We start from the raw sequence: 20,314 nt of genomic DNA on the forward strand, positions 1-20,314 counted from the left end.
GTGTCGCCTCCTCTCTCAAACCTTTGCAAGAAAACCTCGATCAGGCCGGCGCATGGCCCATGCGCTCGGCCAGCCGCGCTACACGTTCGCCCAGGTGCGCGGCAGTGCAGCGGTCCTCGGCCGGGGGCGCCTGTTCGGGAGGTTGTTCGACATTCGATTGCGCCATCGCACCGAGTGAGCTGCCCAGGCGATTCATCTGCCCTTCGAACTGTCCGCTACTGGAGCGTGCGGGCAGCACATCGAGCCCGACCCAGATCATCGAATGCTGGGCGGCAAAGACGGCCATCTGCAACAAGGTGTTGAGCTTGTCCCCGCACAGGCTACCGGAGTTGGTGAAACCCGCCGCGAGCTTGTCGCGCCACGGCTGGGTCAGGTAGAACGCCGAGGTGGCCTCCATGAAAGCCTTGAAGCGCGCCGAGGCGCTGCCCATGTAGGTCGGTGCGCCGAAGATGATGGCGTCGGCGTTGTGCAAAAGGTCCCAGTGCTGGTCGACATCCTCGACGCAAATCAAAAGGCAACTGCTGCCCGGGTGGCGTTCCACCCCCTGGGCCACGGCCTCGGCAATGACGCGGGTGTGCCCGTAGCCGCTGTGATAGACCACAACCACGCTGCTCATTGCGACGTCCTCATGACAAATTGTTCCTTTTGCAACAGGGCCACGGTGCCGGTCGGGTCGCGCCCGATCGATGGACGTTGAAGAGCGAGAGTTTTGGGCGTAGACCGGACGCAGCACGAGTTAAATGTTGTTAATTTTCCCTGGCGCGCCAAAAGCCATGGCATCACCTTATATCCGCATCGCAGCCCGTAAATCCGCAAGCGTAGAGTGGCGCCGGGAGCCCGGTGTCAAAGACCAGCACCGCACGGTCACCCGCACGTGCATTGCGCTGCGGCAAAAACCTGATAAAAATGCTCGGGATACGCGTACCAGACGGCTGCAAGCAGGAGCAACCCATTGACCCCACCCCATGCCCAGGCGATCCATTTCGGTCCCTACCGGATCTACCCCGCGCAACGCCTGGTCATGGAAGCTGATCAACCGGTGCGCCTGGGTCGACGCGCCATGGACATCCTGTTGATCCTGCTGGAGCACGCCGGCAATGTGGTGAGCAAGCAAACGCTGATTGCCGGAGTCTGGCCCAACAGCGTCGTCGAAGACATCAACCTGCGGGTACACATGGCAGCCTTGCGCAAGGCACTGGGCGACGGTCAGGCCGGGCAGCGCTACATCGTCACTGTCGCCCAGCGAGGCTACAGCTTCGTGGCGCCTTATTCGCTGGAGCATGGCGAACACCCCACCGCGCAGCCGGCGCTTTCACCTGGCGGTCACAACCTGCCGTTGCGGCGCACCCGTATGATCGGTCGGCAAACCCTGGTGGACAACCTGGTGACGCAGTTGCCACGCCAGCGCTTCATCACCCTGGTCGGGCCCGGCGGCATCGGCAAGACCACCGTGGCCCTGCGGGTCGCCGAGCAACTGATTGGACGCTACCGCGACGGTATCCTGCTGCTGGACCTGGCACCGATCAACAATCCTTCGATGATCACCTCACACCTGGCCACCTTGCTCGAACTGACCTTGCACGATGGCGAACCGCTGAGTGAACTCGGTGCATTACTGCATGACCGGCAAATGCTGCTGGTGATCGACAACTGCGAACACCTGATCGACGCGATCGCCCTGCTCAGCGAAAGCCTGCTGCGCGCCGCGCCACAACTGAACATTCTGGCCACCAGCCGAGAAGGCCTGCGTGCCGAAGGCGAATTCGTGCAGCGCCTGGAATCACTCGACTGCCCGCCGCCGATCGCGGTGCTCGATCGCGCGCAGGCCCTGACGTTTTCCGCCCTGCAGCTGTTCGTGGAACGGGCGATGGCCAGTCACGACAGTTTCGAATTGACCGAAGAAGAACTGCCCCTGGCCATCGAGATCTGCCAGCGCCTGGACGGTATCCCGTTGGCGATCGAACTGGCGGCGGCGCAAGTCGGCAGCCTGGGCCTGAGCGGTTTGCTCAAGCAACTGCAAGGCAGCTTTCGCCTGCTGACCCAGGGTTGCCCGGCTGTCCTGGGCCGCCACCAGACCCTGCGTGCCACGCTGGACTGGAGTTTCGAACTGCTCAGTACCTGCGAGCAAACCTGCCTGCGGCGCCTGGGCATGTTCCGTGGCAGCTTTACTCTGGAGTCGGCGGCGGCCGTAATCGGTGGTGAACACATCGAACCGCGCGAGGTGTTCGGTTCGATCACTCAACTGGTGGCCAAATCGCTGCTGAGCGTGGAAGTCGGCGACGAGGAGGTGTTTTACCGCCTGCTCGACACCACGCGCAGCTACGCCCTGGAGAAACTCGGCCTCGCCTCGGATCTGCCGGGCACTCGCGAGCGCCACGCCGAGCGCTGCCTGGCCCTGATGGAACAGGCGCGGGACGATTGGGAGTTGATACCGACGGCGATGTGGATCGACCGTTACGCCCGCAGTCTGGAAGACATCCGCTCGGCGCTCGATTGGGGTTTGACCGCGCAAGGGCCGCAAACCCTGGCGATCCGCCTCACGGCCACGTCCACGCCATTGTGGCAGGAGCTGTCCCTGCTCAAGGAACACGGGATGTATGTGCGCAAGGCACTGGCCCTGCTGGCGGTTGCGGCCGAGCCCAGCCCCAAGGTGGAAATCGCCCTCAAATTGGCGCTGGGCAGCTCCTGTTATCACACCCAGGGCGGCACGCCGGAAACCATCGAGGCGTTCGTGAGCGCCCTAACCCTGGCCCGACAGTGCAACGACATCGCCGGCCAACTGCGGGCGGTGTCCGGGCACATGGCGGTCAACCTCTGTTGCGCGCACTATCAATCGGCCCTGGAACAGAGCCAGCAGTTTGATCGCCTGGGTTTGCACGGTGACGCCGTGTTGTCACTGAGCACTCAACGGCTGCGGGTGCTGGCGCTGCATTTTGCCGGAGACCAGTCAACGGCCCGAGTGAATGCCGAGCAGGTGCTGCAACGCATGACCCAGAGCGGTCATCTCAACCGTTTCACCCACGGATTTGGGGTGCAATACGACCAGAGCGTCGCTTCGCTGACCATCCTGGCACGAATCCTCTGGCTGCAAGGTCAGCCGGAACAGGCCTGGCGTACCGCCCGGCAAGCGCTGGACATCGCCCTGCAAATCAACCACGGCACCTCCATCTGCTACACCCTGGCCCTGGCCGGGTGCCTGATTGCCCATTACAACGGTGACAGCCGCACGGCGCGTGACTTGCTGGGGTTGTTGCTCGAACAGGCGCAGAAACATTCAGTGCAGCTGTTCTACACCTGGGCCAGGCATTACGCACACGTGATTGATCGCGAACAAGCACGCCTGCCATTCAAACCGGGCGAAGGCCTGATCAAGGACCTGCTGATCACGCTGGACGGCACGTTCATCGATGACGATTTGATGCACCGAGCCGATACGGGCATGGCGGGCTGGAACACGGCGGAAATCCTCCGGGCCAGGGCTGATGCGTTGTTGGTCGAAGATTTCCTGCTGAACAGCCAGGCGGCCGAGAGCTTGCTGGTCCGCGCGTTGAACGTGGCGAAACATCAGGGTGCCCTGGCTTGGGAGTTGCGCAGCGCCACCTCGCTGGCGCGACTGTGGCAACGCCAGGGACGCCATCAGCAGGCGCATACGCTGTTGGCGCCGATCTACCAGCGGTTCACCGAAGGTTATGCCACCCCGGACCTGATGAAAGTCCGCCGGCTACTCGACCAGCTGCAACCCACCGTTTGACGGCAGGCGGGCCTGGCTGACGTAGCGCGCGTACCGCCGCTCGACGCTGCGCAGTTCGCCACTATCTTCGAGTTTTTCCAGGGCGTAGCTGCGCGTGGTATTGAGCAAGCGGTACCGGACCTGACCATTGCCCTGCTCCACCGACAGCAATGACTTGCGCACCAGGTTTTGCAGCCCGTCCATCAGACGCGCCGGCAACAGAGCGGAACAAGCAAGTACGCCCATCGCCGCGTCAAGGGTGAAGGCCTTCTTGAACACCGCCAGGCGTTGCAACGCAGTCTGCTCCATTGGGCTCAACTGCTCATAACTCCAGTCCAGCGTCGCCTTGAGGGTCTGATGACGTGGGACAGCCGTGCGTCTGCCCTGGGCCAGCAACTGAAAACAGTTATCCAGTTGCGCCTGCACGCCCACCAGTGCCAATGCATCGATTTGCCCCGCAGCCAGCTCAATGGCCAACGGCAAACCGTCGAGGCGACGACAGATGTCGCGCACCGCAGCCAAGTCCTGCTCGCGCAGGGTAAAACCCTGTTGACGGGCGCGGGCACGACTGACAAAAAGCTGCACCGCCGAATAGCCCATGGCTTCGTCGACACTGCGCAGGGCCGATTGTGGCGGTACGGTGAGCGCCGGCAGCGGCTGGACGTTTTCGCCCGGCACCTGCAACGGCTCACGACTGGTGACCAGCACCGACAGACGCGGCGCCGAGTGCAGGAAACTGTCAACCAGGGACCGACAGCGTTCGTGCAGGTGCTCGCAGTTATCCAGCACCAGTAGCGCATGCCAGTTCGCCACGACCTCCAGCGAGGTGCCGACCTCGAGCCCCAGGACGCGGCTCAAGTGATCTTCCACCTGCGCGGGGTCATCGATGGCGGCCAGGTCCACCAACCAGACACCGTCCCGATAGTGCTGCAAGAGCAGTTCGGCCACACGCAATGCCACGGTCGTCTTGCCGATACCGCCGGGGCCGACCAGGGTCATAAGCCGGCACACCGGCAATTGCCGCACGAGGCTGCCAACCAGTGAGTCACGCCCCGTCACCGGGGTCAGGCGTGCCGGCAGGTTGTGCTGGATTTTCTGCGCGCTGTCGAGGCAAATCTCGGTGCCAAGGGGCGCCTGCTCCACCGGCGCAATGAAGCGGTAACCGCGTTGCGGCACATTCTCGATGTAGCGCCGCCCATCCTGACCGTCCCCCAGTGCGCGACGCAAAGCAGCAATGTGCACGCGCAAGTTGATGTCCTCGACCACCGATGTCGGCCACACGCGCTCAATCAGCTCCTGCTTGCTGACGATATTGCCGGCCTGCTCCACCAGCACTTGCAGGATGTCCATGGCGCGCCCGCCCATGCGCAATGGGCGGTCACCCTCAAGGATCAACCGCTGGCGCAGATGAAAGGCATAGGGACCAAAATGCAACACGGTCTCGTGGTTCGTGACACTGTTCATGCGCGTTCTCGTCGGCAAACCCGTAGTGGCTCAATGGCACGCCGGGCTCGCGCACCTCCTTGCAAACGTTCCCGGTATCTTGGCAGTCATCAGTGACGGAACAACTGCCTTGAGGGGAGCATGACGGCCATCTCGGTGCGCAGAACGGACAAATCAGCGCTAACTGAACTGCTCGCGGTATTGAGCCGGGGTCAGCCCGAGTTTTTCACCAAATAGAAAGCGCATGTGCCGAACACTGCCAAACCCGCTTTTGAAAGCCACGGTCTTGAGCGGCAGCTCGGTGGTTTCCAACAGGTTCCTCGCGCAGTCGATGCGCGCGCTTTGCAAAAACTCCATCGGCGTCATGTTCACCTCCCGGGCGAACACCCTGGCGAAATGCCGCGGGCTCATGGTCGCCAGGCCCGCCAGGCGCTCGATGTTGAAAGCTTCGTCGAGGTGTTCGAGCATGTAGTTCTGTACGCGGGTCACCGGCGTTTCCTGAGGGGCTACCGTGGCCAGCAAGGGGCTGAACTGCGCTTGCCCGCCCTGGCGTTTCATCACCACCAGCAATACCTTGGCCACGTCCTGGGCAACTTTCTTGCCATGGTCATCGGCCACCACCGCGAGCGCGAGATCAATGCCGGCGGTGACGCCGCCAGAGGTCACGAGGTTACGGTCCTGGACGAAAATCTGATCGGTCTCCACCTTGGCGCCAGGGAAAGCCTTGATCAGGCGTTCGGTGTAATGCCAGTGAGTAGTGACCCGGTAGCCGTCGAGCAGCCCGGCATGCCCAAGCACGAACGCGCCAGTGCAGATGGACCCGTAGGACCTGGAACGGCTGACGCTGTGCTTGAGCCAATCGAGCAACGGTGGATGCCTTTCGTTGTACGCACCGGGGCCGCCGGGCACCAGCAGCAGGTCGTAACCGTCACAGGCCTGGTCGATGTGCACGTCGGCATGCACGTTCACCCCGTTGGACGCGCGCAACGCACCCGGCACCGTGCCGATGGTCGACAGCGCGTAATGGTCATCGGGCTTGAGATAACGATTGGCGATGGAAAACACCTCCATGGGCCCGGCCATGTCGAGCAGGAGAAAGTCGGGAAACAGCACCATTGCCACGGTTTTCATGGGTTGCACATCACTGAAAATTCAAAAGGAGTTCTTTGATCAGACACACCAATCCCCTGTGGGAACGAGGAAATTTCTCAGCATTATGGCCCAGCTCCACAGCCGCGCGCTGCCCACACATCACTGTCAACCCACAAGAGACAGTATTTCAATTTTCATCTACTTATTGCACCACAGGATAACCATTAACCTTCTCCTCACTCGGACGAATCAACGTCCAACACAGGAGATTCCATCATGCTGACCCTACGCAAAGCTTCCGATCGCGGCATGGCCAATCACGGTTGGTTGAAGTCATTCCACACCTTCTCCTTCGCCAACTACCGCAACCCGAAGGAACAGGGTTTTTCCGACCTGCTGGTGATCAACGACGACCGCGTCGCCGCCGGTAAAGGCTTTGGCCAACACCCGCATCGCGACATGGAGATTTTCTCCTACGTGCTTGAGGGCGCCCTGGAGCACAAGGACACGCTGGGCACCGGTTCGGTGATCCGCCCTGGCGATGTGCAACTGATGAGTGCCGGCAGCGGCGTGGCCCACAGCGAGTTCAACCACTCGGCAACGCAAGGCGTGCACTTCCTGCAAATCTGGATCGTGCCGGATGTCAGTGGCGCCAAGCCGCGCTACCAGCAGGAGCATTTCAGCGCCGGGAAAAAACGCGGGCGCCTGCAACTGATCATTTCGCCCGAAGGGAAAAGCGGCTCGCTTAAAGTGCGCCAGGATGCAAGGGTCTACGCCGGGCTGTTCGACGGCAAGGAAAGCGCCACCCTGGAACTGGCCGCCGACCGTTATGCGTACGTTCATGTGGCCCGTGGCAGCGTCGAACTCAATGGCGTGCAATTGCAGGAAGGCGACGGCGTGCGGGTTCGTAATGAGCAGTTGCTGAACCTGAGCAATGGAGTGGATGCCGAAGTGCTGGTGTTCGACCTGCGGCCGCAGGAATTGCCTGAAATGCCATGAGGCATCACGGTTGCCCTGTAGGAGCGAGCATGCTCGCGATGGTAGCCCAGACAACGTTGGCATCCAGACAGCCAGCGTTATCGTTGACGACCATCGCGAGCATGCTCGCTCCTACAGGAGAATCTAGGCAAACACCTCGACGATTTCATCGATCACTGCGCGCACCTTCGCGGTGTGCCGCAGGTCGGCGTGGGTCACCAGCCACACGTCATAGGGCAACGGTCGCGTGCGCTCCGGCCACAACCGGACCAGCCCGTCCCTCTCGCCCATGTACACCGGGATTTCCCCCAGTCCTATCCCCGCCGCAATCGAGCGACGCACCAGCAGACTTGAACTCAGGCTCGCCACAATGCGCCCGCGCCCCGGCGGTTCCGCCACCAGGGTAAATTCCTTGTTGCCCTGCAAGTACGGCTGATACACCACCAGATCATGTCCCTCGAACGCCGAGCCCGGCGCGGGGACGCCGTGGGCGTCGACATAGGCTTGCGAGGCGAACAGCCCCACCGGCCAACGGGCGATGCGCCGGGCGATCAGGTCCGGATTATCGGGACGGGTGTTGCGCACGGCGATGTCGGCCTCGCGTTTCGCCAGACTGAGAATGTGGGTCGACGCATCCAGTTGCACTCGAACATCGGGATGGCGTTGGTGCACGCGGGCAATCGCAGGGATCAGGAAATCGACGGCCATGGAGTCCGTGGTACTGACGCGTACGGTGCCCGTCAGGCGATCATCCAGGCCCTGAATCCGCCGTTGCAGTTCCAGCGCCGAATGCTCCATTTTCTCGGCCGCCTGCAACGCCGCCTCACCCACCGCAGTCAAGGCGTAGCCTTCCGAGGTGCGCAGAAACAGCGTCGCGCTCAAGGTCTTCTCCAATGCCGAGACCCGCCGCCCAACCGTGGCCTGGTCCACTCCCAGCACCCGCGCGGCCCCCCGCAGGGTCGACTCCCGGCACACGGCAAGAAAAACCCGCGCGTCATCCCAATTCATGGCGTACTCCACTGATGCAATTACGCATCACCATAACGCAAATTCGCTGCGTATTTGCATCAATGAAACTGGATAAGCTGGGCCCAAGAGAAATTTCCACAGGACCTCCCCATGCTGACTCCTGATGCACCACCCCGCAGCGCGATCTGGTTGCCGATCTTCGCAGGCCTTTGCGCCAGCCTGGTCAGCATTGGCCTGGCGCGGTTTGCCTACACGCCGTTGATACCCTCGTTGATCCAGGCGCAATGGTTCTCGACCCATGACGTGGTCTACCTGGGCGCGGCAAACCTGGTCGGTTACCTGATCGGCGCCCTGCTCGGCCATCCCCTGGCTCGCCGCACATCCAACACAACGGCATTGCGCCTGATGATGCTGGCGGTGACGGCCGCGTTTTTCGCCTGTGGTTTCCCATTGTCGGTGAGCTGGTTTTTTGGCTGGCGCCTGCTGTCGGGGATCGCCGGTGGCGCGATCATGGTGCTGGTGGCGGCAACGGTGCTGCCGCACGTGCCAGCCTCGCGCCGTGGCCTGGCCAGCGGTGCGATCTTCTTGGGCATCGGCCTGGGCATTGCCGGCTCGGGGACCATTGTCCCGCCGCTGCTGAGCCTTGGTTTGCAGAACACATGGTTCGGCCTGGGCCTGTTGTCGCTGGTGCTGACCGCTGCGAGCTGGTTTGGCTGGCCTTCAACCTCCCATGTGGCAACCCACACGCCCTTGGCTGATCCATCCGCAGCGAAGACCGACCCACAGGTTTACCTGCTGTTCGCCCAGTACGCCTTCATGGCTGCCGGGCTGGTTCCGGCCATGGTGTTCCTGGTCGACTACGTCGCCCGGGGCCTCGGCGCGGGGCCGCACGTGGGCGCACTGATTTGGGTGATGTATGGCCTGGGCGCAATCATCGGACCGGTGAGCTACGGTTTTCTCGCCGACAAACTGGGCGCGCGCCCGAGCATCCGCCTGGTCCTCGTGGTGCAGGCCGTTGCGGTGGGGTTGCTGGCCATTTCCAGCTCATTCATCGCACTGGCCGTGCTGGCGGTGATCATCGGTGCCTTCCCACCCGGCATCGTGCCGTTGGCGCTGGCCCGCGTGCATGAGCTGATTCCTCAACATCATCAGCAACAGATTGCCTGGAGTCGTGCCACGGTGTCGTTCGCCACGTTCCAGGCACTGGCGGGGTTTGCCTATTCGGCACTGTTCAACGCCAGCGGCGGTCGCCACGAGCTGTTGTTTCTCATTGCCGCCGGTGCGATTGTCGTGGCGTTGCTGCTGGAACAGGGCATGCGTCTGGTGCCGCGCCGCGATCGGCTGCATCCGGCACTGAACTGAGTCACTGACACCTTCACGCGGTCCCACTTAAATGAAAACTTCCAGACAGGACGCTCCGATGACGCTGCCCAACCGCATGACCCTGATCGAAATCACCCAACCCGGTGGCCCCGAGGTGCTGCAACCCCGCCAGGTGCCGGTGCCCAGTCCTGGCGAAGGCGAAGTGCTGATCCGCGTGCTTGCCGCTGGGGTCAATCGCCCCGATGCCCTGCAACGGGCCGGCAAATACCCACTCAAGCCCGGCATGAACCCCAACCCGGGCCTGGAAGTGGCCGGTGAAGTCGTGGCGGTCGGCAAAGGCGTCAGCGAATTCCTCGTAGGCGACAAAGTATGTGCCCTGACCAATGGCGGTGGCTATGCGCAATACTGTATCGCCCCGGCGGGCCAGACGCTGCCGATCCCCGACGGTATGGATTGGCTGCAGGCGGCGGCCGTTCCGGAAACGTTTTTCACGGTATGGGCCAACCTGTTCGATATGGGCGGTGCCAGCAAAGGCCAGCGCGCATTGATCCACGGCGGCACCAGTGGCATCGGCACCACCGCGCTGATGTTGTGCCGCGAGTTCGGCATCAAGGCCTTCGCCACCGCCGGCAGCGAGGACAAATGTGCAGCCGTGCGCAAGCTGGGTGCCGAGGCGATCAATTACCGCGAGCAGGACTTCGTCCAGGTGATCCAGGACAAGACCGCTGGCAAAGGCGTAAACGTGATTCTCGACATCATGGGCGCCTCGTACCTGAACCAGAACATCGCGGCACTGGGCATGGAAGGACGCCTGGTGATGCTCGGTTTCCTCGGCGGCGCACGTGCCAATGACGTCGATTTGCTGGGCATCATGAGCAAACGCGCAACCGTCACGGGCTCACTGATGCGCCCGCGCACCACTTCGGAAAAAGCCTCGATTGCCGAGCAACTGCGTGAATATGTCTGGCCAGTACTGGCGGCCGGACGTTGCCTGCCGATCATCGACAAGGTCTACCCGCTGACCGAGGCGGCGCAGGCCCACGCGCGGATGGAGGGTGGGGATCATATCGGCAAGATTGTGTTGCGAGTGGATTGAGCTCAGGAGGCAATTCTCCCTTGTGGGAGCGGGCTTGCTCGCGAAGGCGGTTGCAGATTCAACATCGTGGGTGACTGACACACCCCATTCGCGAGCAAGCCCGCTCCCACAAAAGCAACATGAGTCCACACAAAAGCCACACAAAAGCCACACGAAAACCACACAAAGCCGCCGAGCATCTGTTAAAAATCGACTCTCCTTGTTCAACCGGTAGCCCAGTCATGTCTTCACCCCTGCTCACCACCCTGCGCCGACGTTGGCTGGCGCTGCTGTGCATGACCGTGCTGGTGGTCGGCCTGCCGGTGAGTTGCGGGGTGCTGCAGCATACCGAGCGTGAGTTGCTGTTTCGCATCGAGCCGGGCACGGCTGGCTGGTATCGCGGTTTACCCAAGGACGTCCAGGAATTCGACATCCAATCCCCCCACTTCAAGGGCGGGCAGAACCTGCATGCCTGGTGGTGGCCCGCTGCGCGACGGGATGCGCCGTCGATCCTGTACCTGCACGGCGTGCGCTGGAACCTTACCGGGCAGGCGTTCCGTATCGAGCAACTGCGCGCCATGGGCTATTCGGTACTGGCCATCGACTACCGTGGTTTTGGCCAGAGCAAGGGCGATCTGCCGTCGGAAGCCAGTGTGTACGAAGATGCGCGGGCGGCCTGGGAGCGCTTCAAGGCACTGCAGCCGGATGCGAACAAGCGCCTGATCTACGGCCACTCCCTGGGGGGCGCCGTGGCCATCGACCTGGCCGCCGACCTGGCCGCCCAAGCCAAAAAGGACCAGGTTGCCGTGCCGGCGCGCGGGCTGGTGATCGAGTCGACCTTCACCTCGCTGGGTGATGCGGTGGCGCAAGTGGCCGAAAGCAACCTGCCGGTGAAGTGGTTGCCAGTGCGCTGGCTGCTGTCACAGAAATTCGATTCCATCGACAAAATCGTCGACATCGACATGCCCCTGCTGGTCGTCCATGGCCTGGCCGACGCATTCATGCCTTCGCGCTTCAGCGAACAGTTGTTCAACGCCGCCAACGAACCGAAAAAGCTGCTGTTGGTGCCCGGTGGCACCCACAACAACAGCATGAGCCTGGGGGGCAACCAGTATCGGCAGGCCATTGAGAGCCTGATGAAAAGCAAACCGGCGCAAATGGCCGGCCCGTTCAAGCGGTCTGGAACCGCGCCCGATATTTCCCTGGGCTCTCCCCCGTCCACTTCTTGAACGCCCGATGAAACGCGCTGGGTTCCTGAAAACCCAACCGCTCGGCAATGTCGCCGATGCTGGCCTTGCTCTCGCGTAACTGCTCGAACGCCACGGCCCGTCGGACTTCGTCCTTGATTTCCTGATAGGAGCAACCCTCGCGCTCGAGCTTGCGACGAAAGGTGCTAGGGCTCAGGTGTTGTTCCAAAGCAAAGGCCTGCAAGGTTGGCCACTGGCTGTAGTGGCTGCTGCGCAGACGTTGGTGGACTTGCGAGGCCAAGCCGTGCTGGTTGCGGAAGCGGATCACCAGCCACTGGGGGGCGGTGCGCAAAAATACCTTCAGCGAGGCCAGGTCCTGCACCACCGGCAGGCGCAGGAAATGGCTAGGGAATTCGATTTCGGTGCGCTCGGCGCCGAAGGTCAGGTTGGGGCCCCAGAGCAGGCGGTCATCGCTGAGGGACAGGCGTTCATGGCGAAAGTCCGCCCGGTCGATGGGGATGCGTCGCCCGCCCAGCCAACACATCAGGCTGATCATCAGCACCAGGAACGTCTCTTCGCCAAACCGCGCGACATCGGCGTTAGGCGCGCAGGTGTCCAGGCTGATTACCGCCCGCTTGCCGCGCACCGTCAGCGTGCCCCGATAGTCACTGAGAAACAGGGAAAAATTGCTCAGACACTGGCGCATGGCCTTGTGCAGGTCGGGTTCCTGGATGAGGGCGCGGCAGATCAGGGCGAAGCTGCCCGGCAACATGCCGTGGGAGTCGAGCTGGAAGAATTCGTCGTTCAGCTCGCGGATCTGAATCAGCCACAACGCCGCAAATGCACTGGCCGGCACTCGCGCCGAAGGTTGCTCGAGCAACGCCGGTTCGACACCGGCCTGCTGCAGTGCCGCCGCCAGACGCCGCTGATCGTCACCCAGCCCATGGATCATCGCTTGCACGAAGTAGGCAGCCACCGAGTCCTTTTCCCGCATTTGAACGCTTCGCTCCCCATCAGCCGAATGGCAAAAAACACCAGCACCGTTGAACAGTTTCGGCATAGGCCAACCGTCATGCCGGTTCTAGACTCGCGGCAATAGTACGCCTTCGGTCGTTGCGGCGGCGAAGGTATCGCAGGGTTGATTGAAAGGACGGCACATGAATCTGCAAAACATTGGCGTAATCGGCGCCGGCACCATGGGCAACGGCATCGCGCAGGTCTGCGCCCAGGCCGGTTTCAAGGTGACCCTGATCGACATCGCCGACAGCGCCTTGCAAAAAGCCCTGGCGACCATCGACAAGAACCTCGAACGCCAGGTGAGCAAAGAGACCCTGACGCCTGCGCAAAAGCTCGCCACCCTCGACAACATCCGCACCAGCACCGACTACGCCAGCCTGCAAAATGTGCAACTGGTGATCGAAGCGGCCACGGAAAACCTCGACCTGAAGCTGCGCGTATTGCAACTGATTGCCGCGCAGGTCAGCGCCGATTGCGTGATCGCGTCCAATACCTCGTCGCTGTCCATCACCCAACTGGCCGCCAGCGTCAGCACGCCAGCGCGTTTCATCGGCCTGCACTTCTTCAACCCAGTGCCGGTGATGGGCCTCATCGAAGTGATCCGTGGCCTGCAAACCAGCGACGCCACCCATGCCCTGGCGCTGGAGATGGCCACCACCCTAGGCAAGACCGCGATCACCGCCGGTAACCGTCCGGGATTCGTGGTCAACCGGATTCTGGTGCCGATGATCAACGAAGCGATCCTGGTGTTCCAGGAAGGCCTGGCCAGCGCCGAAGACATCGACGCCGGCATGCGTTTGGGCTGCAACCAGCCCATCGGCCCGCTCGCCCTGGCGGATCTGATCGGCCTGGACACCGTACTCGCCATCCTCGAAGCTTTCTGCGAGGGTTTCAACGACAGCAAATACCGCCCGGCACCGCTGCTCAAGGAAATGGTTGCCGCAGGCTATCTGGGCCGCAAATCGGGGCGTGGCTTCCATGCCTATGCCTGAGCGTTGTTCGCGTTTTGCCGAGTACCGGGACAAGGTGCTGGAGTTGTTCGCCAGCAAGGGTTTCGGTCAGGTCGGCATGCGCGAACTGGCAACGTGCCTGGGCCTTTCGCCGGGCTCGTTGTATCACCATTACCCCAGCAAACAGCATTTGCTGCTCGATTTGATCGAAGAGTTCTACGAAGAGCTGCTGGCCGCGCTCGCGCGGATCGATCATAAGGCCGGGGCTAAACGCGACAAACTGCACAATTTGATCCGTGCGCACCTGAACCTCCATCAGGAGATGCCGTGGCATTTCCGCCTGGTGGAGCGCGACAGCGGCTGCCTGAACGACGAGCAGCAGGCGCGAGTACGGCAGCTGCGCGAACAGTACGAAGGCCTACTGTTGCAGATGCTCGCCAGCCGCCTGCGTCTAAGCGAACCGGCACGCCTTGCCACAGGCCACGCCATCGCCAACTTGCTCAACAGCGCCCCCTGTTGGCTGGCGCAACATGCACTGGATGAGCCGGCTCGCGATGAGCTGCTGGAGAGCCTGATCGGTGGCGCCATCGAGCGCCTGTTGCGACCTTCTCCATCACTCGCCGTCGCCTGAGGCGATAAGCCACGCCCTTTCAATAGAAAAACCATCTAAAAGATTTTTGCTTGTCCCGCGCTCTAACGCTTTGCTATCCAGATCCCTCGCAAAGCCGGAGCCCGACATGAAAATCAATCCCTACCTTATCTTCAACGGCGACTGCAAAGCCGCGTTCACTTTTTATGCCCAGGCCCTGGGTGGCCAGATCGAAGTGATGATGGATTTTGCTTCAAGCCCGATGCGCGACCAGGTCCCCGTCGACCTGCACAACCTGATCCTGCATACCTGCCTCGCGGTGGGCGACCAGAAAATCATGGGCTCGGACACCACGCCCGATCGTCCCGCCGATGACATGGCCGGGTGTTCGATATCGGTGAATGTCGACAGCATCGAGGAGGCAGAACGGGTGTTCAACGCACTGGCCGAAGATGGCCAGGTGCAGATGCCGCTGGAAGCGACCTTCTGGGCCGCGCGTTTCGGCATGCTGACCGACCGGTTTGGTGTGGCGTGGATGGTTAACTGCGAGAAGGATCAGTAGCGGGTCTTGAAGCCTTGCTCCCACAGGGGCCAGTCAGCCTGGTGTCTGCTATCGTCAAACGGGCGACCCGACTAACGCTTCACTTTTCGGAGTACCCCCCATGCCGCTCCTGCCCCCCCGGTTAAAACTGTCCCTGCTGGCAGGAGGGCTGGCGGCCTCCTTCCTCATTTTGCAAGGCTGCGCCACCGTCGACGCCCACACCACCGCCTACGTCGGCGTCGAACACCCGGCGCCAACCCTGCCCAGCGAAGTGCAAGTGCTGCGCACTGAACCTTTGCGCCCACACATCCGCCTGGGCGAAGTCTTGATCGACGCCAGCACCGAGCCCGCGCCCCCGATCACCGAAGTCGAACAGAAACTGCGCGAGGAATCGGCCAAACTCGGCGGCGATGCGGTGGTGGTGGTCTACGACCACATCCAGACCACCGGCGCGTTCGTGCGCGGCGGTTTGTGGAGCCGCGACGTTGAAACGGTCCAGGGCCGCAAACTCAAAGGGATTGTGATCAAGTATCGGTGAGGAGTCACCTGAACCTGTACCCATACCTGTAGGAGCGAGCATGCTCGCGATGGACGTCAACGTTAACGCTGACTGCCTGACACCCCGCGGTGCCTGAACCACCATCGCGAGCATGCTCGCTCCTACAGGAGTTCACCACTCGTCGCCCGGCGATCAGCGTCAGAAAAAGCCCGCCCCCTCTGGCTCACGGTTTGCACACGCTCGCGTGATCGTCACGGAGCGTCGAAATCCTGACGTAACATCCATCACCTATACTCACCCACGCCAGCACACCGCTGGATCAGCTTTTCGGAGATGCAACGTGTCAACTCTCAGTGAAATCGCAGCGAATCACGCGAAAATGGCGAAAAACATGGCCGGAGAGTCGACTGAAATGTGTGAGCGCCAGCCCGTAGTGGTCGGTAGCTTCGAGGTCAGTTCCGTCGATGAACCTGTGCAAGTGCCCTTCCATCTGATCGTGGGTGCGCAGGACGCCCCGATTGCCCTCACGGCCGGCTACGCACTCTGACGGTTTTCCCACACAATGCCTCGAGGATGATACTGATCCTGTAGACCTCGGTAACAACCAGCCCCTTAAAGGTGCGTCTTTTCCAGGACGCCACCTCGTCCTCCCCGCAATCCATGGCGTAAACCGCCATGGCGTAATTTGTGCATCGCTTGAAGCTCACCCGTTATCCGAAGCTACCATGCGTCCCAAGGAACTCAAACTCTGGACCACCGGAGTCGCCCACCTGCTCGACTTGCAAGCAGGACACGCGCGACTGGCCGGATTGAGCCATTGGTTGCGGCAGATCTGCCCAGTCGATCATTTCGTTTTGTTCGTCTACGAGGGCAATCACCGGCCACTGGCGCTGTTCGATACCTTCGCCGCCGACAAGCGCGCCGTGTACGTCGACGACTATCAGTGCGGGCCCTACCTGCTCGACCCGTTCTACCTGGCCTGCACCCGTGGCCAGGCACCGGGATTGTGGCGCCTGCGCCAGTTCGCGCCCGACCACTTCTACCTCGGCGAGTATTACCTGACCTATTACCAGCAAACGGGCCTGGCCGAAGAAGTGGCGTTTTTCGTCGAGCTGGGGGGTGGTGCCATGGCGGTGCTGTCGTTGATGCGCTCCTCGGCGAGTTGCGCATTCAGTCGCGACGAGATGCAGTTGATCGAATGCGCGCAAGGCGTGGTCGAGCAGGTCATCACTGAAGCCTGGCGCCTGCGGCAAGCGCAGCAGCCACGACCGGCTCAGGACCTGGACTTCAAGATCCGCGAAGCCTTCGACCAGTTTGGCGCCCACATCCTCACCGGCCGCGAACAGGAAATCGTCCAGTTGCTGTTGCGCGGTCACTCCAGCGCCTCGGTGGCCGAGCAACTGAACATCAGCCCCGGCACCGTGAAGATTCATCGCAAGAACATCTACGCCAAACTCTGCATCGGCAGCCAGTCCGAATTGCTCGGGTTGTTCATTCGCGATCTGACAGAGAATCAGCTGCAAGCTTCAAGCGACAAGCTGCAAGAGAAACGCACGACCAGCCTTTAGCTTGAAGCTTGAAGCTCGAAGCTGCCCCTATCCCCCAAGGGATATATACACCGTAAAACCCCCATTGGTAGTTTGGCTCCCGTCGCACTGTTTCATCACTGCAAGGGAGCCGGCCTCGTGAACGACAATTCGCCAAGTGATATCGAATTCTGCAATGTGGTCAAACGCTATGGCGATGTGACCGCCGTCAGTGGCCTGAACTTCGCTGTGCGCCGTGGCGCCTTCCACTCCTTCCTTGGCGGCTCGGGCTGCGGCAAGACCACCACCCTTCGCATGATCGCCGGTTTCGAACAACCGTCCAGCGGTGAAGTGCGCCTGGCGGGTCAATGCGTCGCCGGTGTGCCGGCCTACGAGCGGCCGGTGAACATGGTGTTCCAGCACTACGCGCTGTTCCCCCATCTGACGGTGGCGCAGAACATTGCCTACGGCCTGCGTTATCGCACCCCGCGCCCCGACAAAAAAACCCAACTGCGCATGGCCGATGAAGCGCTGGAAATGGTGCGCCTGAGTGGCTTCGGCCAGCGCAAGCCGAGCGAGCTGTCCGGTGGCCAGCAACAGCGTGTTGCACTGGCCCGGGCACTGGTGAACAAGCCGACCGTGCTGTTGCTGGACGAGCCGCTGGCGGCCCTCGATCGAAAACTGCGCAAAGAGATGCAATCGGAACTGCTGCGCCTGCAACGGGAGGTCGGCATCACTTTCGTGCTGGTCACCCACGATCAGGAAGAAGCGCTGTCGATGAGCGACAGCATCAGCGTGATGCACGCAGGCTCCATCATCCAGACCGCCACTCCGGAACAACTCTACGAAGCACCGGCCACCCGGTACGTGGCCGATTTCATCGGTGAATCCAACCTGTTCAACGGCACGGTGCGTCAGTTGCACGGTAACTCTGTGGTGCTGCGCACCGAACAGGGTCTGGAGCTGACCAGCCCCCTGACGCCCACCGGCAAAGCCTTGAGCGCCGATTCCGCCGGCTGCATCGCCGTGCGTCCGGAGCTGATCAGCATTGCTGGCGCCCACGCGGACCTCTCCCGCGAAGTGAAGCTGCAAGGGTGCGTGGAAGACCGCATTTACCTGGGCAACTCCACCGAATACCGCGTGCGCACCCAGGCTTTCGGCGTGGTCTGCGTGCGGGTGCCGCGCCATCAGGACGCTCATGCATTCGAACACGGCGCGGCAGTGAGCGTCGGCTGGGATCACGCCAACGGCTTGGCCATGGCGATGTAAATCAATAATTCATCAACTGGATGTGGAGCGTGCTATGGACCAGAAGACGTTTATCAAAACCCTGCGCAGCTGGCAGAACGGCTCGATCAGTCGCCGCGAATTCCTTGGCCGCACCGGCCTCGGCCTTGCCGCTGCGGTAGTCGCCACCAACATGCCCGGCCTGCTGACGTCCACCGCGTACGCGGCCGAGCAGGCCAAGCTCGGCGATCGCCTGTCGCTGGCGACCTGGCCGAATTACCACAGCCAGGACAATCTCGACGCATTCGGCAAAACCACCGGCGCGCGAGTGTCGATGAGCGTGTTCGGTTCCAACGAAGAAATGCTCGCCAAGTTGCAGGCCGGTGGCAGCGGCTGGGACGTGCTCGTGCCGACCAACTACACCATCAGCACCTATGTGGGACTGGGTCTGATCGAACCGCTGGACCTGTCGCGCATTCCCAACTTCGATGCTTCGGCCTTCCAGCAGAAGTTCATGGCCCAGGGCACGGTAGACGGCAAGGTGTACGCCGTGCCGAAAAACTGGGGCACCACCGGCATGCTCTACGACACCGGTAAATTGAAGAACGGTCCTACCAGCTGGAAAGAATTCTGGGCAGCCGCGCAAGGCCCGGCCAGTGGTCGCACCATGGTCCACGACTACCAGTTGACCGCCATCGGCAACGCCCTGAAAAGTTTCGGCTACAGCTTCAACTCCCTGGACCCCAAAGAACTGGCCGATGCGGAAAAGCTGCTGATCGAGGTCAAGCCGCACCTGTTCGCGATCAACTCGGACATCCAGCCATCGATGCGCAGCGGCGATGCGTGGCTGGCGATGTCCTGGACCGGCGACGCTTCGCAACTGCATCGCGACAACGAGCAAATGCACTTCACATTGGGCAAGGAAGGTGGCGAGCTGTGGAGCGATTTTTTCGCCATCCCCAAGAGCTCCGAACACAAGGACGCCGCCTATGCGTTCATCAATTACCTGCTCGACCCGCAGCACAACAAGCTTGAAGTGCTGAGCCACGGCTACCCGAGCGGCGATAAGCGCGTTGATGCCCTTCTGCCGACCGCCATGCTCGACGACCCGATCATGTACCCGGCCGCCGAAGCCTTGAGCCCGCTGGAATTCGGTGCAGCGGCGACGCTTACCAGCCCGGCACGCGCTGAACTGATGGCGCGCTTCAAGTCCGCCTGAGCCCCCGACCATGGCCAACGAGGAGTCACCGATGAACGCTGCCGCCCACCCGCAAACGGTGCAGCCGGCCAGTGCCCTGTCAGCTGAGGTACGCCAACGGCGCAGCCTCGGCCGACGGATCACCCTGCTGATGCTGTTGCCCTCGACCTTGTGGTTCCTGCTGCTGTTGTTGATGCCGCTGGTGATCATCCTCGTGTTCAGTTTCGGCGAGCGCAGCGCGGTGGGCGGTTATGCCGGCGGCTTTACGCTGGCCAACTACCTGAACCTTGGTTCCCGCGGTGCGGCGTTCAGCAACACGCTGATGTTGGCGCCGCTGGGGACCCTGGTGTGCCTGTTGGCGGCCTACCCACTGGCGTATTTCCTGGCGGTCAAGGTCTCCCGCAACCGCTCGCTGTTGCTGACGCTGGTGATCGTGCCGTTCTGGACCAGTTTCCTGATCCGCACCTACGCCTGGATCTTCATCCTCAGCGGCAAGGGCATCCCGGCGCTGCTTGCAAGCGTGGGCCTTGAGGACGTGCGCTTGATCAACACGCCCTGGGCGGTGCTGATCGGCATCGTCTATGGCTACCTGCCATTAATGGTGTTCCCGATCTACGTCAGTCTGGAAAAACTCGACAAGCGCCTGCTCGAGGCCTCTGCGGATTTGGGGGCCAGCGCCTTCGAGAGCTTCCGGCGGATCACCCTGCCCCTCTCCGCCCCCGGGATCATTACCGGGGTGATGCTGGTGTTCATTCTGCTGATGGGCGAGTTTTTGATCCCGGCGATTCTGGGGGGCGGTAAGGTGTTCTTCGTCGGCAACGCGCTGGTCGACCTGTTCCTGCAATCGCGCAACTGGCCGTTCGGCAGTGCGTTGGCGATGACGCTGGTGGCGATGATGCTGCTGATCATCGGCGTCTACCTCAAACTGGTGGCCCGCTACGGCGGCCGCCCCGCCGATGGAGGCATGTGA

General features: G+C 62.0%; 19 protein-coding genes. 14 read left to right on the forward strand and 5 right to left on the reverse strand.

Translation table 11 applies throughout. The annotated features are described in order from the left end of the window. Nucleotides 1-40 precede the first annotated feature (40 nt). Nucleotides 41-616: a flavodoxin family protein gene (locus AB4O36_RS15395; protein ID WP_460116470.1), complete on the reverse strand. Its 576-nt coding sequence runs from the start codon at nt 614-616 to the stop codon at nt 41-43. 336 nt (nt 617-952) lie between these two features. Between AB4O36_RS15395 and AB4O36_RS15400 the strand changes: the two genes are divergently transcribed. After that, nucleotides 953-3,751, forward strand: a complete 2,799-nt coding sequence (locus tag AB4O36_RS15400; RefSeq protein ID WP_460116472.1) for an ATP-binding protein — start codon at nt 953-955, stop codon at nt 3,749-3,751. Here AB4O36_RS15400 and AB4O36_RS15405 read toward each other — a convergent pair. Both AB4O36_RS15405 and AB4O36_RS15410 read right to left on the reverse strand, forming a co-directional pair. Beyond that, complete coding sequence (locus AB4O36_RS15405; protein WP_460139611.1) at nt 3,722-5,194, reverse strand: ATP-binding protein; 1,473 nt, start codon at nt 5,192-5,194, stop codon at nt 3,722-3,724. The two genes, AB4O36_RS15400 and AB4O36_RS15405, sit on opposite strands and share 30 nt — an antisense overlap. A 159-nt stretch (nt 5,195-5,353) precedes the next feature. Further along, the gene (locus AB4O36_RS15410) at nt 5,354-6,304 is read right to left on the reverse strand and encodes a GlxA family transcriptional regulator (RefSeq protein ID WP_460116476.1); all 951 of its coding nucleotides are present in this window, start codon (nt 6,302-6,304) and stop codon (nt 5,354-5,356) included. A 237-nt stretch (nt 6,305-6,541) separates the two neighbouring features. On the opposite strand from AB4O36_RS15410, the gene AB4O36_RS15415 reads away from it, so the two are divergent. Then, on the forward strand, nt 6,542-7,264 hold the full coding sequence (locus AB4O36_RS15415) for a pirin family protein (protein ID WP_460116478.1): 723 nt from the start codon (nt 6,542-6,544) through the stop codon (nt 7,262-7,264). Between the two features lie 123 nt (nt 7,265-7,387). Here the strand turns inward: AB4O36_RS15415 and AB4O36_RS15420 are convergent, their stop codons facing one another. Beyond that, the gene (locus AB4O36_RS15420) at nt 7,388-8,251 is read right to left on the reverse strand and encodes a LysR family transcriptional regulator (protein WP_460116479.1); all 864 of its coding nucleotides are present in this window, start codon (nt 8,249-8,251) and stop codon (nt 7,388-7,390) included. A gap of 111 nt (nt 8,252-8,362) precedes the next feature. Between AB4O36_RS15420 and AB4O36_RS15425 the strand changes: the two genes are divergently transcribed. The 3 genes from AB4O36_RS15425 to AB4O36_RS15435 all read left to right on the forward strand — a co-directional run bounded on the left by AB4O36_RS15425 (nt 8,363) and on the right by AB4O36_RS15435 (nt 11,839). Then, on the forward strand, nt 8,363-9,574 hold the full coding sequence (locus AB4O36_RS15425; RefSeq protein ID WP_460139612.1) for a YbfB/YjiJ family MFS transporter: 1,212 nt from the start codon (nt 8,363-8,365) through the stop codon (nt 9,572-9,574). A 58-nt stretch (nt 9,575-9,632) separates the two neighbouring features. Next, entirely contained in the window at nt 9,633-10,631 is a 999-nt protein-coding gene (locus AB4O36_RS15430) for an NAD(P)H-quinone oxidoreductase (RefSeq protein ID WP_460139613.1), read from the forward strand. 221 nt (nt 10,632-10,852) lie between these two features. After that, nucleotides 10,853-11,839: an alpha/beta hydrolase gene (locus AB4O36_RS15435; RefSeq protein WP_460139614.1), complete on the forward strand. Its 987-nt coding sequence runs from the start codon at nt 10,853-10,855 to the stop codon at nt 11,837-11,839. Here AB4O36_RS15435 and AB4O36_RS15440 read toward each other — a convergent pair. Then, nucleotides 11,781-12,791 (reverse strand): AraC family transcriptional regulator, encoded by a 1,011-nt coding sequence (locus AB4O36_RS15440; protein WP_460139615.1) that lies wholly within the window; start codon nt 12,789-12,791, stop codon nt 11,781-11,783. The two genes, AB4O36_RS15435 and AB4O36_RS15440, sit on opposite strands and share 59 nt — an antisense overlap. A 163-nt stretch (nt 12,792-12,954) precedes the next feature. Here AB4O36_RS15440 and AB4O36_RS15445 point away from each other — a divergent pair, with 163 nt between their 5' ends. The 9 genes from AB4O36_RS15445 to AB4O36_RS15485 all read left to right on the forward strand — a co-directional run bounded on the left by AB4O36_RS15445 (nt 12,955) and on the right by AB4O36_RS15485 (nt 20,314). Continuing rightward, nucleotides 12,955-13,806, forward strand: a complete 852-nt coding sequence (locus AB4O36_RS15445; RefSeq protein ID WP_460139616.1) for a 3-hydroxybutyryl-CoA dehydrogenase — start codon at nt 12,955-12,957, stop codon at nt 13,804-13,806. After that, a complete protein-coding gene (locus AB4O36_RS15450) occupies nt 13,793-14,395 on the forward strand; it encodes a TetR/AcrR family transcriptional regulator (RefSeq protein WP_460139617.1) in 603 nt (200 codons plus the stop codon). The genes AB4O36_RS15445 and AB4O36_RS15450 overlap by 14 nt, the downstream gene beginning before the upstream one ends. A gap of 106 nt (nt 14,396-14,501) precedes the next feature. Then, a complete protein-coding gene (locus AB4O36_RS15455; RefSeq protein WP_460139618.1) occupies nt 14,502-14,915 on the forward strand; it encodes a VOC family protein in 414 nt (137 codons plus the stop codon). Nucleotides 14,916-15,015: 100 nt separating this feature from the next. After that, a complete protein-coding gene (locus AB4O36_RS15460) occupies nt 15,016-15,432 on the forward strand; it encodes a hypothetical protein (RefSeq protein WP_460116493.1) in 417 nt (138 codons plus the stop codon). Nucleotides 15,433-15,733: 301 nt separating this feature from the next. Next, nucleotides 15,734-15,940 (forward strand): hypothetical protein, encoded by a 207-nt coding sequence (locus AB4O36_RS15465; RefSeq protein ID WP_460116494.1) that lies wholly within the window; start codon nt 15,734-15,736, stop codon nt 15,938-15,940. A gap of 178 nt (nt 15,941-16,118) precedes the next feature. Next, nucleotides 16,119-16,961 (forward strand): helix-turn-helix transcriptional regulator, encoded by an 843-nt coding sequence (locus tag AB4O36_RS15470; RefSeq protein ID WP_460116495.1) that lies wholly within the window; start codon nt 16,119-16,121, stop codon nt 16,959-16,961. Between the two features lie 117 nt (nt 16,962-17,078). Further along, nucleotides 17,079-18,188, forward strand: coding sequence for an ABC transporter ATP-binding protein (locus AB4O36_RS15475; RefSeq protein WP_460139619.1), 1,110 nt, complete (start codon nt 17,079-17,081; stop codon nt 18,186-18,188). Nucleotides 18,189-18,222: 34 nt separating this feature from the next. Then, nucleotides 18,223-19,365, forward strand: a complete 1,143-nt coding sequence (locus tag AB4O36_RS15480) for an ABC transporter substrate-binding protein (protein ID WP_460116498.1) — start codon at nt 18,223-18,225, stop codon at nt 19,363-19,365. Nucleotides 19,366-19,396: 31 nt separating this feature from the next. Next, nucleotides 19,397-20,314: an ABC transporter permease gene (locus AB4O36_RS15485; RefSeq protein ID WP_460116500.1), complete on the forward strand. Its 918-nt coding sequence runs from the start codon at nt 19,397-19,399 to the stop codon at nt 20,312-20,314.

The sequence above is a fragment of the Pseudomonas sp. S2_E01 genome (genome assembly GCF_054668365.1).